General features: G+C 68.5%; 13 protein-coding genes. 9 read left to right on the forward strand and 4 right to left on the reverse strand.

Annotated features, from left to right (window positions below):
* Nucleotides 1-11: 11 nt before the first annotated feature.
* Genes BM345_RS27890 through BM345_RS27895 form a run of 3 tightly spaced genes read right to left on the reverse strand, consistent with a single transcriptional unit; the run spans nt 12 to nt 1,964 of the window.
* On the reverse strand, nt 12-590 hold the full coding sequence (locus tag BM345_RS27890; RefSeq protein ID WP_093386632.1) for a class I SAM-dependent methyltransferase: 579 nt from the start codon (nt 588-590) through the stop codon (nt 12-14).
* Nucleotides 581-721: a hypothetical protein gene (locus BM345_RS30325; RefSeq protein ID WP_175545179.1), complete on the reverse strand. Its 141-nt coding sequence runs from the start codon at nt 719-721 to the stop codon at nt 581-583. Before BM345_RS30325 ends, BM345_RS27890 begins: the two co-directional genes overlap by 10 nt.
* A 22-nt stretch (nt 722-743) precedes the next feature.
* Nucleotides 744-1,964 carry an MFS transporter gene (locus BM345_RS27895; RefSeq protein ID WP_093386634.1) on the reverse strand — a complete coding sequence of 407 codons (1,221 nt, stop codon included), beginning with the start codon at nt 1,962-1,964 and terminating at the stop codon, nt 744-746.
* Nucleotides 1,965-2,106: 142 nt separating this feature from the next.
* Here BM345_RS27895 and BM345_RS27900 point away from each other — a divergent pair, with 142 nt between their 5' ends.
* The 7 genes from BM345_RS27900 (at nt 2,107) to BM345_RS27930 (ending at nt 11,037) form a co-directional block, all read left to right on the forward strand.
* Nucleotides 2,107-4,077: a DNA topoisomerase IV subunit B gene (locus tag BM345_RS27900; RefSeq protein WP_093386637.1), complete on the forward strand. Its 1,971-nt coding sequence runs from the start codon at nt 2,107-2,109 to the stop codon at nt 4,075-4,077.
* A 156-nt stretch (nt 4,078-4,233) separates the two neighbouring features.
* Nucleotides 4,234-5,028 (forward strand): lytic transglycosylase domain-containing protein, encoded by a 795-nt coding sequence (locus BM345_RS27905; RefSeq protein WP_254790033.1) that lies wholly within the window; start codon nt 4,234-4,236, stop codon nt 5,026-5,028.
* 49 nt (nt 5,029-5,077) lie between these two features.
* Nucleotides 5,078-7,456 (forward strand): DNA topoisomerase IV subunit A, encoded by a 2,379-nt coding sequence (gene parC, locus BM345_RS27910; protein WP_093386642.1) that lies wholly within the window; start codon nt 5,078-5,080, stop codon nt 7,454-7,456.
* Nucleotides 7,453-7,641, forward strand: coding sequence for a hypothetical protein (locus BM345_RS27915; protein ID WP_093386645.1), 189 nt, complete (start codon nt 7,453-7,455; stop codon nt 7,639-7,641). The genes parC and BM345_RS27915 overlap by 4 nt, the downstream gene beginning before the upstream one ends.
* Nucleotides 7,642-7,695: 54 nt before the next feature.
* A complete protein-coding gene (locus BM345_RS27920; RefSeq protein ID WP_093386647.1) occupies nt 7,696-8,361 on the forward strand; it encodes an alpha/beta hydrolase in 666 nt (221 codons plus the stop codon).
* A 91-nt stretch (nt 8,362-8,452) separates the two neighbouring features.
* Nucleotides 8,453-10,003: a glutamate--cysteine ligase gene (gshA, locus tag BM345_RS27925; protein ID WP_093386670.1), complete on the forward strand. Its 1,551-nt coding sequence runs from the start codon at nt 8,453-8,455 to the stop codon at nt 10,001-10,003.
* 98 nt (nt 10,004-10,101) lie between these two features.
* Nucleotides 10,102-11,037 (forward strand): SDR family NAD(P)-dependent oxidoreductase, encoded by a 936-nt coding sequence (locus BM345_RS27930; protein WP_093386650.1) that lies wholly within the window; start codon nt 10,102-10,104, stop codon nt 11,035-11,037.
* Nucleotides 11,038-11,059: 22 nt separating this feature from the next.
* On the opposite strand, the gene BM345_RS27935 is transcribed toward BM345_RS27930, so the two are convergent.
* Nucleotides 11,060-11,446 (reverse strand): HPF/RaiA family ribosome-associated protein, encoded by a 387-nt coding sequence (locus tag BM345_RS27935; protein WP_093386653.1) that lies wholly within the window; start codon nt 11,444-11,446, stop codon nt 11,060-11,062.
* A gap of 84 nt (nt 11,447-11,530) precedes the next feature.
* Between BM345_RS27935 and BM345_RS27940 the strand changes: the two genes are divergently transcribed.
* Entirely contained in the window at nt 11,531-12,400 is an 870-nt protein-coding gene (locus BM345_RS27940) for a D-amino acid aminotransferase (protein ID WP_093386656.1), read from the forward strand.
* Nucleotides 12,401-12,415: 15 nt separating this feature from the next.
* The gene (gene ylqF, locus BM345_RS27945) at nt 12,416-13,369 is read left to right on the forward strand and encodes a ribosome biogenesis GTPase YlqF (protein ID WP_093386659.1); all 954 of its coding nucleotides are present in this window, start codon (nt 12,416-12,418) and stop codon (nt 13,367-13,369) included.
* Nucleotides 13,370-13,701: the final 332 nt, after the last annotated feature.

Consider the following 13,701-nt stretch of genomic DNA (forward strand, 5'->3'; position numbering starts at 1 on the left):
CGGCCGGGGCCTCAGCCCTCTACCGCCAACGGGTAGCGGGGCGGGGTTTCCCCCGGGTCCTGCGGCGCCCGGACGGCCGCGATGCGCTGCACGAAACGCTCGGGCGAGGGCAGGAAGCCGTCCTCGTAGGCCACCACCCGCAGGCCGGCGCAGGCGCGCAGCAGTTCGCCCGGCGCCAGCAGGAAGTCCGGCCTGGAGGGCTTGCCCACGCTCTCGTTGCCCTGGGCGAAGGTCTCGTACAGCAGCACGCCGCCGGGGGCCACTGCGGCCACGATGTCGGGCAGGCGGGTGCGCCAGAGGTAGTTGGTGACGACCACGCCATCGAAGGCCTGGCCGGAGAAGGGCCAGGGGCCGGACTCGATGTCGGCCAGCACCGTCGGGCCGAAGGCGCCGGCGGAGGCCAGCGCATCGGCGGCACGGTCCACGCCGGTGACCGGATGGCCCAGCCCCGCCAGCCACTTCATGTGCCGGCCGCTGCCGCAGGCCACGTCCAGCACGCGGCCGCCGGCCGGCAGCAGGTGCGACCAGCGCTGGACCCAGCGCGAGGGCGCCGACAGCGCGGCGTGCGGATCGGTGCCGCTCAGAAGCATGCCCAGATCTGGTCGACCAGCGTGACCAGGAAGGCCGGGCGGGTGTAGAGCGCGAACACCGCGCCCAGCGCCGCCACGGCCGCCGCCCACCAGGCGGTGCGTTGCAGGTTGTGGCGATGTGCGGCGCTCATGAGGATTCGATTGTCGCGCGCCTCAGGCCGCCTGCGGCGCCGGCCGCACCGGCCGTGCGATGGCGCCTTCGCGCACCGGCAGGTTCACGATGGCGGCAAACACACCCAGGGCGATGGACAGCCACCAGACGACGTCGTAGCTGCCCGTGCGGTCGTACAGGAAGCCGCCCAGCCAGACGCCCAGGAAGGAGCCGATCTGGTGGGAGAAGAAGACGAAGCCGCTGAGCATCGACAGGTGCGACACGCCGAAGATGCCGGCAACGATCGCGTTGGTGGGCGGCACGGTAGACAGCCACAGGAAGCCGATCACCGCCGAGAACACGTACACCGAGACCGGCGAGATCGGCACCGCCAGGAAGATGGCGATGGCGATGGCCCGGCCGAAGTAGATCGCCGCCAGGATCTTGCGGCGCGCCATGCGCTGGCCCAGCGAGCCGGCGGCGTAGGTGCCGAAGACGTTGAAGAGGCCGATGAGCGCCAGCGCGTAGCTCGCCACCTCCGGGCCCAGGCCCTTGTCGCGCAGGTAGCTGGGCATGTGCACGCCGATGAACACGACCTGGAAGCCGCACACGAAATAGCCGGCCATCAGCAGGCGGAAGCTGGGGTAGCGGAAGGCCTCGGCCACCGCCTGGGCGATGCTCTGGTCGCGGTGTGCGTGGCTGGTGGTGTGGCGCGGCTCGCGCAGGCCCAGGGCCAGCGGGGCGATGATCAGCGTGGCGGCCGCCAGCACCAGCAGGGCGTTCTGCCAGCCCAGCTGGGCGATCAGGTGGCCTTCCACCGGCACCATCAGGAACTGGCCGAAGGAGCCGGCCGCGGCCGCCACGCCCATGGCCCAGGAGCGCTTCTCGGCCGGAATCTGCCGGCCGATCACGCCGTAGATGACGGCGTAGGTGGTGCAGGCATGGGCGGCGCCGATCAGCACGCCGGTGGTCAGGGCGAACATCAACGGCGTGGTCGACAGGGCCATGCCCGCCATGCCCAGCGCGTAGACCAGCGCGCCCATCATCAGCACCTTGGAGGCGCCGATCCTGTCGGCCATCATGCCGGCGAACACGCCCATCACGCCCCACGAGAGGTTCTGCACCGCCAGGGCGAAGGAGAAGGTCTGGCGCGACCAGTCCTGCGCCTGCGTGATCGGCTGCAGCCACAGGCCGAAGCCGTGGCGGATGCCCATGGACAGGGTCACGATCAGGGCGCCGCACAGCAGCACGCGCTGCAGGCTCAGGGGTTGCGGGGAATTCATGGTGCGGGCAAATGTAAACAAAAGGGCCGGCGGCTGCTTGTCGCCTGCGCAGCGCCATTGTTGAAATCTTTGGTGTGCTTTGATGCGCCGCGGCATCGGCCTGCAAATCGGGCGACCGGCGCCGACCTAGAATCCGCCGCTTATGGCAAGCAAGGAACCAGGTACCTACGGCGAGGCGTCCATCCGCGTCCTCAAGGGGCTCGAGCCCGTCAAGCAGCGGCCGGGCATGTACACCCGCACCGACAACCCGCTGCACATCATCCAGGAGGTGCTGGACAACGCCGCGGACGAGGCGCTGGCCGGCTTTGGCAAGAAGATCAAGGTCACGCTGCATACCGACGGCTCGGTGAGCGTGGAAGACGACGGCCGCGGCATTCCATTCGGGTTGCACCCGGAGGAAAAGGCGCCGGTGGTGGAACTGGTCTTCACCCGGCTGCACGCCGGTGGCAAGTTCGACAAGGGCTCCGGCGGCGCCTACAGCTTCTCCGGCGGCCTGCACGGCGTGGGCGTGAGCGTGACCAACGCGCTGTCCACCCGGCTCGAGGTGCAGTCGCACCGCGAAGGCCAGGTGGCGCGCCTGGCCTTTTCCGCCGGCGACGTGGTGGAGCCGCTGCAGGTGCGGGCCATCGAATCCGGCGAGCGCCGGCAGGGCACCACGGTGCGCGCCTGGCCCGACGGCAAGTATTTCGAATCGCACACGCTGCCCATCAATGAACTGACGCACCTGCTGCGCAGCAAGGCAGTGCTGATGCCCGGCGTGGCCGTCACGCTAGTCAACGAGAAGACAAAGGACACGCAGCAATGGCTCTACAAGGGCGGCCTGCGCGACTACCTGATGCAGACGCTCAACGGCGACCCTGTCATTCCGCTCTTCGAAGGCACCGGCTACGCGGACAAGAACGCCGACAGCTTCGCCGAGGGCGAGGGCGCCGAATGGTGCGTGGCCTTCACGGAGGAAGGCCAGCCGGTGCGCGAGAGCTACGTCAACCTGATTCCCACCAGCGCCGGCGGCACGCATGAGAGCGGCCTGCGCGACGGCCTGTTCAACGCGGTGAAGAGCTTCGTCGAACTGCACTCGCTCCTGCCCAAGGGCGTGAAGCTGCTGCCCGAGGACGTGTTCGCACGCGCTTCCTACGTGCTCTCGGCCAAGGTGCTGGACCCGCAGTTCCAGGGCCAGATCAAGGAGCGCCTGAACTCGCGCGACGCGGTGCGCCTGGTGTCCAGCTTCGTGCGCCCGGCGCTGGAGCTGTGGCTCAATCAGCACGTGGACTACGGCCGGAAGCTGGCCGAGCTGGCCATCAAGGCCGCGCAGACGCGCCAGCGCGCCGGCCAGAAGGTCGAGAAGCGCAAGGGCTCCGGCGTGGCCGTGCTGCCCGGCAAGCTGACCGATTGCGAGAGCAAGGACATCGCGCACAACGAGGTCTTCCTGGTCGAGGGCGACTCGGCCGGCGGCAGCGCCAAGATGGGCCGCGACAAGGAAGCGCAGGCCATCCTGCCGCTGCGTGGCAAGGTGCTCAACACCTGGGAGGTGGAGCGCGACCGCCTGTTCGCCAACACCGAGATCCACGACATCTCGGTGGCCATCGGCGTGGACCCGCACGGCCCGGACGATACGCCTGACCTCTCGGGCCTGCGCTACGGCAAGGTCTGCATCCTGTCCGACGCGGACGTGGACGGCTCGCACATCCAGGTGCTGCTGCTCACGCTCTTCTTCCGCCACTTCCCGAAGCTGATCGACACCGGCCACGTCTACGTTGCCAAGCCGCCGCTGTTCCGCGTGGACGCGCCGGCGCGCGGCAAGAAGCCGGCCGCCAAGCTCTACGCGCTGGACGAGGGCGAACTCACCGCCATCCTGGACAAGCTGCGCAAGGACGGCGTGCGCGAAGGCGCCTGGACCATCAGCCGCTTCAAGGGCCTGGGCGAAATGAGCGCCGAGCAGTTGTGGGAGACCACCCTCAACCCCGACACCCGTCGCCTGCTGCAGGTGCGCCTGGGCAAGCTGGACTTCTCGCAGACGCAGGGCGAGATCACCAAGCTCATGGGCAAGGGCGAGGCGGCGGCGCGGCGCGAACTCATGGAACTGCGCGGCGACGACGTGGAGGTCGATGTCTGATCGGGCAAGCGCCCGGCCGTGCGTTCGAATCGATTCAACGAGATCCGATGGACGACAACATTCAAGCCGGGCTGGGCGATGTCCAGATGGACGTCTGACCAACTGCAACGCGCGAAGCCTGGTCTTCGCCTGCGCACGGTGCTGATCGCACTGGGCATGGCGGCGCTGTGGCCGCTCGCGCAGGCCGCCAGCATCTACGGCTACGTGGACGAGAAGGGCGTGGCGCATTTCGCGTCCGAGCCGCTGGATGCGCGCTACCAGCTCTTCTTCAAGGCGGGCCAGAGCTTCGACACGGCAGCCGGCCTGCCGGGCGCGGGCGCAGGCCGCGGCGGGTCCACGGCCGCGCAGCGCAGCCTGCTGGCCATGTTCGATGCCTCGCCCGGCTACAGGAACGCCAAGCGGGCGCTGCGCGACGCGGCGCACCGGCACGACATCGACTACGAACTGCTGCAGGCCCTGGTGGCCACCGAATCGGGCTTCGACCCGCAGGCCGTGTCGCCCAAGGGCGCGCTGGGCCTGATGCAGGTGATGCCCGACACGGCTGCGCGCTACGGCGTGCGCGGCGACGCACGCGCCACCGTCGAGGCCAAGCTCTTCGACCCGCGCCAGAACGTGGCCACAGGCTCGCGCTACCTTGCCGACCTGATCGTCCTCTTCCCTGGCCGGCTGGACCTGGCGCTGGCTGCCTACAACGCCGGCGAGGGCGCGGTGCAGAAGGCGGGCAACCGCATTCCCAACTACCCCGAGACGCGCAACTACGTCGCCACCGTCATGCAGCTGTACGCCTACCTCAAGCCCGAGGCAGCACTTCGTGCCGGCACGGGTGGTGGCAAGCCTGGCCGCGTGCGCATGGAGCTGGCAGGCCCCAAGGGCGGCGCGATCGGCCGCGGCAACGTGCCGCCGCCGGGCATGGCGATGCCGGCCGCACCGGCCCTGCCTGAGACGCCCTGATCTTCTTGCGCATCCGACTTTCAAATTTTCTTGAGTAGCCTGTTTTCTTATGGATTCCGAACAACCCACGCTCGACCTTCCGCCGCCCGATGATGACGGCGGCCTGACCCTGGCCGACTACGCGCAGCAGGCCTACCTGGAATACGCGCTTTCCGTCGTGAAGGGCCGCGCGCTGCCCGACGTGTGCGACGGCCAGAAGCCTGTGCAGCGCCGCATCCTGTATTCGATGTCGCGCATGGGCCTGGGCTTCGGCGGCGCCAACGGCACCGTGGGCGCCAAGCCCGTGAAGAGCGCCCGCGTGGTGGGCGACGTGCTGGGCCGCTTCCATCCGCACGGCGACCAGGCGGCCTACGACGCGCTGGTGCGCATGGCGCAGGACTTCGCGCAGCGCTACCCGCTGGTGGACGGCCAGGGCAACTTCGGCAGCCGCGACGGCGACGGCGCGGCGGCCATGCGCTACACCGAGGCGCGCCTGTCGCGCATCACCAGCCTGCTGCTCGACGAGATCGACGAGGGCACGGTGGACTTCGTGCCCAACTACGACGGCAGCACCGACGAGCCCCGGCTGCTGCCCGCGCGCCTGCCTTTCGTGCTGCTCAACGGCGCCAGCGGCATCGCCGTGGGCCTGGCCACCGAGATCCCCAGCCACAACCTGCGCGAGGTGGCCGATGCCTGCATGGCGCTCGTCAAGAGCGGCGGCAAGCTGAGCGACGAGGAACTGGCCGGCATGATCCCCGGCCCCGACTATCCGGGTGGCGCGCAGATCATCAGCAGCCCGGCCGACATCGCCGAGGCCTACCGCACCGGCCGCGGCTCGATCAAGGTGCGCGCGCGCTGGAAGATCGAGGACCTGGCGCGCGGCCAGTGGCAGCTGGTGGTCAACGAGCTGCCCCCGGGCGTGAGCTCGCAGAAGGTGCTGGAGGAGATCGAGGAACTCACCAACCCCAAGGTGCGCGCCGGCAAGAAGGCGCTCAGCGCGGAGCAGACGCAGTTGAAGGCCGCGGTGCTCTCGGTGCTCGACGTGGTGCGCGACGAATCGAGCAAGGACGCGCCGGTGCGCCTGGTGTTCGAGCCCAAGACCAGCCGCATCAGCCAGGAAGAGTTCATCACGACGCTGCTGGCCCACACCTCGCTGGAAAGCTCCGCCCCCATCAACCTGACGATGGTGGGCATCGACGGCAAGCCGGTGCAGAAGTCGCTGCGCCAGATCCTGAGCGAATGGGTGGAGTTCCGTGCGAAGACGGTGCAGCGCCGCTCGCAGTACCGCCTGGACAAGGTGCTGGACCGCATCCACATCCTCGAAGGCCGGCAGCTGGTGCTGCTGAACATCGACGAAGTGATCGCCATCATCCGCGCCGCCGAGGACCCCAAGGCGGCGCTGATCGCGCGCTTCAAGCTGTCGGATCGCCAGGCCGAGGACATCCTGGAAATCCGCCTGCGCCAACTGGCCCGGCTGGAAGCCATCAAGATCGAGCAGGAGCTTGCCAACCTGCGCGAGGACCAGAAGAAGCTCGAAGAAGTGCTGGGCAATCCGGCCACGCTGCGCCGCCTGCTCATCAAGGAAATCGAGCAGGACACCAAGACCTTCGGCGACGAGCGCCGCACCCTCATCCAGGCCGAGAAGCGCGCCGTGGCCGAGGTGCGCGTGGTCGACGAGCCGGTGACGGTGATCGTGTCGCAGAAGGGCTGGGTGCGCACCCAGAAGGGCTGGGCGGCCGATCGAAGCGCGCCGGCGGAATACAGCTTCAAGTCCGGCGACGAGCTCTACGAGGCCTTCGAATGCCGCAGCGTCGACACGCTGCTGGTGTTCGGCACCGCCAAGGACAAGAGCGTGCGCGTCTACACCGTGGCGGTGGCTTCGCTGCCCGGCGGGCGCGGCGACGGCCAGCCGGTGACCACGCTCATCGACCTGGAAAGCGGCACGCAGGTGCAGCATTTCTTCGCCGGCCCGGTGGGCGCCAGCCTGCTGCTGTCCAACACCGGCGGCTACGGCTTCATCGCCACGGTGGAGAACATGATGTCGCGCCAGCGTGGCGGCAAGGCCTTCATCGACGTGGGCGAGGGCGAGGGCCTGTGCCGGCCCTCGCTGGTGGGCGGGGCCAGCGGTGCCGAGCCGCAGTCCATGGCCACGCACGTGGCCTGCGCGTCCACGGGCGGACGCATCCTGACCTTCGAGATCGCCGAACTGAAGGCGCTGCCCAAGGGTGGCCGCGGCCTCACGCTGATCGACCTGGATGCCAAGGACACCCTCGCCGGCGCCGCAGCCTACACGCGCAGCGTGAAGATCGAAGGCATCGGCCGCGGCGGCAAGCCGCGCGACGAGACGCTGGAGATCCGTTCGCTCAACAACGCCCGCGCCGGTCGCGGACGCAAGGGCAAGGCGGCCGACCTGGGCTTCAAGCCCACTTCCATCGTGCGGGTGCAATGATGGTGGACAGCATCGGCATCATCGGCCTGGTCATCGTCGTGGTGAGCGGCCTGGGCAGCTTCGTGCTGGGCCGCTGGCTCTCCAACAGGCGCCGCGCGAAGAAGGGCGCGGAGAAGCGCGCGGCCGAGCAGGCCGCCCAGAGCCGCCAGGTGCGCCGCGCGCGCGAGCGGCGCGACCGGCGCTGAGCCACGACAATCCCTGCATCCCCCTCTTTTTTCTCCAGAAGCGAAGCGGCACCCATGTCCCTCCCTCCCATCGAAATCGAGACCGCCCCGAACCCCACCGCCTCCATCGTGCTGATGCACGGCCTGGGCGCCGACGGCAACGACTTCGTGCCCATCGCGCAGGAGCTGGACCTGTCCAGCGTGGGCCCGGTGCGTTTCGTTTTCCCGAACGCGCCGGTGATGCCGGTCACCATCAACGGCGGCTACCAGATGCCGGCCTGGTACGACATCTACGGCCCGAACCTGGTGCAGCGCGAGGACGAGGCGGGCCTGCGCCGTTCGCAGGCCAGCATCGAGGCGGTCATCGAGAAGGAGAAGTCGCGCGGCATCGCCGCCGACCGCATCGTGGTGGCCGGCTTCTCCCAGGGCTGCGCCATGGCGCTGATGACGGGCCTGCGCCACAAGGAAAAGCTGGCTGGCATCGTGGGGCTGTCGGGCTACCTGCCCCTCGCAGCGACGCTGGAAGCCGAGCGCCACGGCGCCAACCACGACACGCCCATCTTCCTGGCCCATGGCAGCGCCGACCCGGTGGTGGTGCTGCAGCGCGCCACCGCCACCCGCGACGCGCTCCAGGCGCTGGGCTACCAGGTCGACTGGCACGAGTACCCGATGGCGCACTCGGTCTGCATGGAGGAGATCGCCGATCTCAACGCCTGGCTGCTGAAGGTGCTGGCCCGCTAGCGGCCGCCGGGGGCGCTTGACCGTCCCCGAGCAGGTCTTGGCGGGGCATGCTAACTTCCAGCCCCACAAAAGAACGACCGGTCCTATGGAAATGAGCACATTGCAGGAGCGTGTGGACGCGCTCTCGACCGCGCGTCTGCTGGGCATGCGCCGCGGCATCGAGAAGGAAAGCCTGCGGGCCCAGCCCGACGGCCGGCTGGCCCTGACGCCGCACCCCGCGGCGCTGGGTTCGGCGCTGACCCACCCCCACATCACCACCGATTTCAGCGAATCGCAGGTGGAGCTCATCACCGGCGCCCACACCGAGGTGGAAGCCTGCCTGGCCGAGCTGACCCGCATCCACCAGTTCAGCTACCGTGCGCTGAAGGAAGGCGACGAGCGCCTGTGGGTCTCGAGCATGCCCTGCGGCCTGCCGGCGGACGAAACCATTCCGATCGGGCGCTACGGCTCCTCCAACGTGGGTCGCGCCAAGAGCGTCTACCGCATGGGCCTGGCCTACCGCTATGGCCGGCGCATGCAGACCATCTCGGGCATCCACTACAACTGGTCGCTGCCTGAAGTGAGCAGCGAGCAGTACTTCGGGCTGATCCGCAACTTCCGCCGCAACGCCTTCCTTCTGCTCTACCTCTTCGGTGCATCGCCGTCGCTGTGTTCCACCTTCGTGGCCGGCCGCGAGCACGAGCTGCAGCCGCTCGGCGAAGGCAGCATGCACATGCCGCACGGCACGTCGCTGCGCATGGGCCGGCTCGGCTACCAGAGCGATGCGCAGGCCTCGCTCGCCGTGAGCTACAACAGCCTGGACGGCTACGGCGCCTCGCTGGAAGACGCACTCACGCACCCCTGGCCTGCCTACGAGGCCATCGGCATCCAGGGCCCGGGCGGCGAATACAACCAGCTGGCCACCACGCTGCTGCAGATCGAGAACGAGTTCTACGGCACCATCCGCCCCAAGCGCACCATCTTCACCGGCGAGCGCCCGCTGCACGCGCTGCGCGAGCGCGGCGTGGAGTACATCGAGGTGCGGCTGATGGACCTGGACCCCTTCGAGCCTGTGGGCATCCGTGCATCGACCATGCGCTTCCTGGACGTGTTCCTGATGCACTGCCTGCTCACCGACAGCCCCGACGACACGCCGGCGGAAATCGCCGAGCTGGCGCGCAACCAGCACCTGACGGCAGCGCGTGGCCGCGAGCCCGGCCTGAAGCTGCAGCGTGCGGGCCGCGAGCTTGGCCTGGCGGCGTGGGGCGCGGAGTTGATCGCGCAGCTCGGCCCGATCGCCGCCGCCCTCGACGCGGCGCATGGCGGCGAGCTGCATGCGCAGGCCGTGCGCGACGCAGCCGCTGCGCTGCAGTCGCCCGACAGCCTGCCTTCGGCCCGCGTGCTGGCGGCCATGGCGCGAGACCATGACAACTCCTTCGTGTCCTTCGTGCGCGCGCAGTCGGAATCGACGCGCGAGTACATCGACGGCCTGCCCTGGGCCGAGCATGAGCAGGCGCATTTCGAGCAGATGACGCAGGACTCGGTGGACGCACAGCAGAAGATCGAGGACGGCGACACCATGCCCTTCGAGATCTATCGCCAGCAGTACGTGTCCGCCGACCGGCTCGGCCTGCGCAGGCGCGCGGCCGTCGCGTCCCTTTAGCTTTCCTGTGCCGCGCGAGCCCTGAGAAGGGCTGCGGGGCGACAGCGCGTCCCTTTCCTTTATTCCAACGACATCGAGACTACGCAGGACCTTCGACCATGAGCAGCAGCAGCACCCACGACAAGATCGGCTTCAAGGGCCGCGTGGCCATCGTCACCGGCGCCGGCGGCGGCCTGGGCCGCCAGCATGCGCTGGCTTTGGCCGCACGCGGCGCCAAGGTGCTGGTCAACGACCTGGGCGGCACCGTGAACGGCACCGGCGGCTCTTCCACGGCGGCGCAGGCGGTGGTGGACGAGATCAAGGCGGCCGGCGGCGAGGCCCTGGCCAATGGCGCGTCGGTGACCGACTTCGCCGCGGTTCAGGCCATGGTGCAGCAGGCGGTGGACGCCTGGGGCCGCGTCGACATCCTGGTGAACAACGCCGGCATCCTGCGCGACAAGAGTTTTTCGAAGATGGAACTGGCGGACTTCCAATTGGTGGTCGACGTTCACCTGATGGGAGCGGTGCACTGCACCAAGGCCGTGTGGGCGCTGATGAACGAGCAGAAGTACGGCCGCATCGTCATGACCACCTCGTCCTCGGGCCTGTACGGCAACTTCGGCCAGGCCAACTACGGCGCCGCCAAGCTGGCGCTGGTGGGCCTGATGCAGACCCTCAGCATCGAAGGCGCGAAGAACGACATCCGCGTGAACTGCCTGGCGCCGACGGCGGCCACGCGCATGACCGAGGACCTGTTCCCGCCGCAGATGCTGGAAGCCTTCAAGCCCGAGGCCGTGGTGCCCGCGATGCTGGTGCTAGCCAGCGAGCAGGCGCCCAACCGCACCATCCTGTGCGCCGGCGCGGGCACCTTCGAGGCGGCGCACATCACGCTCACGCAAGGTGCCTACATCGGCATCGGCGATCATGCGCCCGAAGCGCTGGCTGCGCGCCTGGCCGAAGTGACCGATCGCGACGACGAGCAGGTGCCGCAGAGTGGCACGGCTCAGGGCAGCAACGAGGTGGCCAAGGGCATGGCGGCCGCGGCCCGCGCCTGAGCGCTGCGGGTCGCACAAGCGGCTAGTCGGCCGGTTCGTCCCGCAGAGGGACGGCGTCGTCGGCGTCGGCGCTGTTGCGGATCGTGTCGCGCCGCCGATGGTCGGCGCTGCGGCCGAGCTTGTTGTCCAGCAGGTGCCGCAGCTTGTCCAGTGCGCCGCGGAAGGCCTCGTCGGTTCCGCTGGCGTGGTGCGTGACTGCCAGCGCGCTGTGCCGCGGCAGGCGCGCTTCCATCGTGCAGCGCTTGTCGCTGGCGCCGCCCTTGTCGGGCGTGCCGCCGGCCAGGTGCACCTCCACGCGGGTGATCTCCGCGGCGAAGCGGCTCAGGCCCTGCCGCAGCTCGCCTTCCGCCCACCGTTCCAGCGTCTCCTTGTTGTCGATGCCGTTGCCGGCGTTGACCTGGATTTGCATGTTGTGCTCTCCCTTTCGCGTTGTCGACGATGCATGATGGCGCTTTTCCCACATGACCGCCACCCGTACCGCGAGCCCCTCCAGATGATCGACCAACTGCCTGACACCCTCTGCTACCTCAACGGCGAGTACACGCCGCTCAACCAGGCCAAGGTCTCGGTGCTTGATCGCGGCTTCATCTTCGGCGACGGCATCTACGACGTGGTGCCGGTGTACGGACGCAAGCTGTTCCGTTTCGAGCAGCACCTGGCGCGGCTGGACCGCAACCTGGGCAAGCTGCGCATTGCCAATCCGCACAGCGCCGAGGAATGGCTGGAGCGCTGCCGCAAGCTGATTGCCGCGCACGCCAGCGAGGACCAGATGATCTACATCCAGGTCTCGCGCGGCGTGGCGGTGCGCGACCACGTGATGCCCAAGGACATCGAGCCCACGGTATTCATCATGGTCTCGGCCATGAAGCGGCCCGGTGCGCAGACGGTGCGCGAGGGAGTGGCCTGCGTGACGGCAGAGGACTTCCGCTGGGAGCGCGGCGACATCAAGAGCACTTCGCTGCTGGGCAACGTGATGGCGCGCCAGGTGTCGGCCGACGTGGGCGCCACCGAGACCCTGCTCTTCCGCGAGGGGCAACTGACCGAGGCGTCGTCGTCCAACGTCTGGATCGTGCGCGACGGCGCGGTGTACGGCGTGCCCAAGAGCGAACACGTGCTGGAGGGCATCCGCTACGAGCTGATCCGCGAGCTGTGCGAGCAGGAGGGCATTCCCTTTGCGCTGATGCCCATCGATGCGGCGCAGGTGCATGGCGCCGACGAGCTGATGATCAGCTCGGCCAGCAAGGAAGTGCTGCCGGTGGTGCTGCTCGATGGACAGCCCATCGGCACCGGCAAGCCCGGCCCGGTGTTCGAGCGCCTGTACAGCGCCTACCAGGGCGCGAAGGCGGCTCAGTCGATTGCCTGAAGACAAGTAGAACGCATGCCCATCCAGTGGTTTCCCGGTCACATGCACGTGACCAAGAAGGCGATTGCCGAGCGCATGACGGAGATCGACGTGGTGATCGAGTTGCTCGACGCGCGTTTGCCCGGCTCCAGCGCCAATCCGATGCTGCACGCGCTGACCGGCCACAAGCCGCGGCTGAAGGTGCTCAACAAGCAGGACCTGGCCGACCCCGTGGTGACAGCGCGCTGGCTGGCGCACTACAACGCGCAACCCGAGACGCGCGCCATCGCGCTGGACGCGAGCGAGCGTGCCCCGGCGCAGAAGCTGGTCGCGGCCTGCCACGCGCTGGCGCCCAATCGTGGCGGCATGGCCAAGCCGATGCGGGTGCTGATCTGCGGCGTGCCCAACGTGGGCAAGTCGACGCTGATCAACACCTTGAAGGGCGAGCGCAAGGCGAAGACGGGCGACGAGGCAGGCATCACGAAGCTGGAGCAGCGCATCACGCTGGCCGACGACTTCTACTTGTGGGACACGCCGGGCATGCTCTGGCCGCGCATCATCGTGGACAAGAGCGGCTACAACCTGGCGGCGAGCGGCGCCGTCGGCCGCAATGCCTACGACGAGGAAGAGGTGGCGCTGGAACTGCTCGACTATTTGCGCCAGCACTATGCGCCCTTGCTGGAGGCGCGCTTCAAGCTGAGCGAGCCGATCGCGCAGATGCGCGACGAGGAAGTGCTCGAAGCCATCGGACGCAAGCGTGGCGCGCTGCTGGGCAAGGGACGCGTGAACATGCAGAAGGCGGCGGAGATCGTGATGAACGAATTCCGCGCGGCGATTCTTGGGCGAGTGTCTTTGGAGACGCCTGAAGAGTTCGCGTCGTGGCTCGCCGAGGGGGAGCGCAAGGATGCGGAGCGGCAGGCCAAGAAGGATGCCCGCAAGTCTCGTCGCAAGGGGTCTGTTTCTCCTGACTCTCCTGAGGTTTCGGAGTAGTTTTTCGGGCAAGGCCTGAGCGATGACGTTGTTCGGGGCGGGTCAAAGTTCTGTGTGCAGCGGTGGTGTTGTTCGGGGCGGGTCAAAGGCCTGTGTGCCGCTGTGTGCGCAGCGCGCCACTTGGGCGGTCGTCGCCTTTGGCGCCGACTGCCCTGTGCTGCTCGCGAGACCGGCCCCGCGGCGGAACTCACTCCGCGAACTTCGTTCGCTGCGTTCAGACAGCCGCCGCAAGCTAGATGTGATGTCTCAATAGGTTGTTCACCCGGAAGAGTCTGGGAGACTGGAGTTACGACGCTTCAGAACTTTCCAGAAGGAACAACCGGGTGAACAGC

It is taken from the genome of Variovorax sp. OV329, from assembly GCF_900114785.1.
Lineage (GTDB): Bacteria > Pseudomonadota > Gammaproteobacteria > Burkholderiales > Burkholderiaceae_C > Variovorax.

What these genes read in the sequence shown, in the direction of transcription:
- BM345_RS27890 (WP_093386632.1), bottom strand. Translation starts at nt 590, where the DNA reads ATGCTTCTGAGCGGCACCGATCCGCACGCCGCGCTGTCGGCGCCCTCG.
- BM345_RS30325 (WP_175545179.1), bottom strand. Translation starts at nt 721, where the DNA reads ATGAGCGCCGCACATCGCCACAACCTGCAACGCACCGCCTGGTGGGCG.
- BM345_RS27895 (WP_093386634.1), bottom strand. Translation starts at nt 1,964, where the DNA reads ATGAATTCCCCGCAACCCCTGAGCCTGCAGCGCGTGCTGCTGTGCGGC.
- BM345_RS27900 (WP_093386637.1), top strand. Translation starts at nt 2,107, where the DNA reads ATGGCAAGCAAGGAACCAGGTACCTACGGCGAGGCGTCCATCCGCGTC.
- BM345_RS27905 (WP_254790033.1), top strand. Translation starts at nt 4,234, where the DNA reads ATGGCGGCGCTGTGGCCGCTCGCGCAGGCCGCCAGCATCTACGGCTAC.
- parC (WP_093386642.1), top strand. Translation starts at nt 5,078, where the DNA reads ATGGATTCCGAACAACCCACGCTCGACCTTCCGCCGCCCGATGATGAC.
- BM345_RS27915 (WP_093386645.1), top strand. Translation starts at nt 7,453, where the DNA reads ATGATGGTGGACAGCATCGGCATCATCGGCCTGGTCATCGTCGTGGTG.
- BM345_RS27920 (WP_093386647.1), top strand. Translation starts at nt 7,696, where the DNA reads ATGTCCCTCCCTCCCATCGAAATCGAGACCGCCCCGAACCCCACCGCC.
- gshA (WP_093386670.1), top strand. Translation starts at nt 8,453, where the DNA reads ATGAGCACATTGCAGGAGCGTGTGGACGCGCTCTCGACCGCGCGTCTG.
- BM345_RS27930 (WP_093386650.1), top strand. Translation starts at nt 10,102, where the DNA reads ATGAGCAGCAGCAGCACCCACGACAAGATCGGCTTCAAGGGCCGCGTG.
- BM345_RS27935 (WP_093386653.1), bottom strand. Translation starts at nt 11,446, where the DNA reads ATGCAAATCCAGGTCAACGCCGGCAACGGCATCGACAACAAGGAGACG.
- BM345_RS27940 (WP_093386656.1), top strand. Translation starts at nt 11,531, where the DNA reads ATGATCGACCAACTGCCTGACACCCTCTGCTACCTCAACGGCGAGTAC.
- ylqF (WP_093386659.1), top strand. Translation starts at nt 12,416, where the DNA reads ATGCCCATCCAGTGGTTTCCCGGTCACATGCACGTGACCAAGAAGGCG.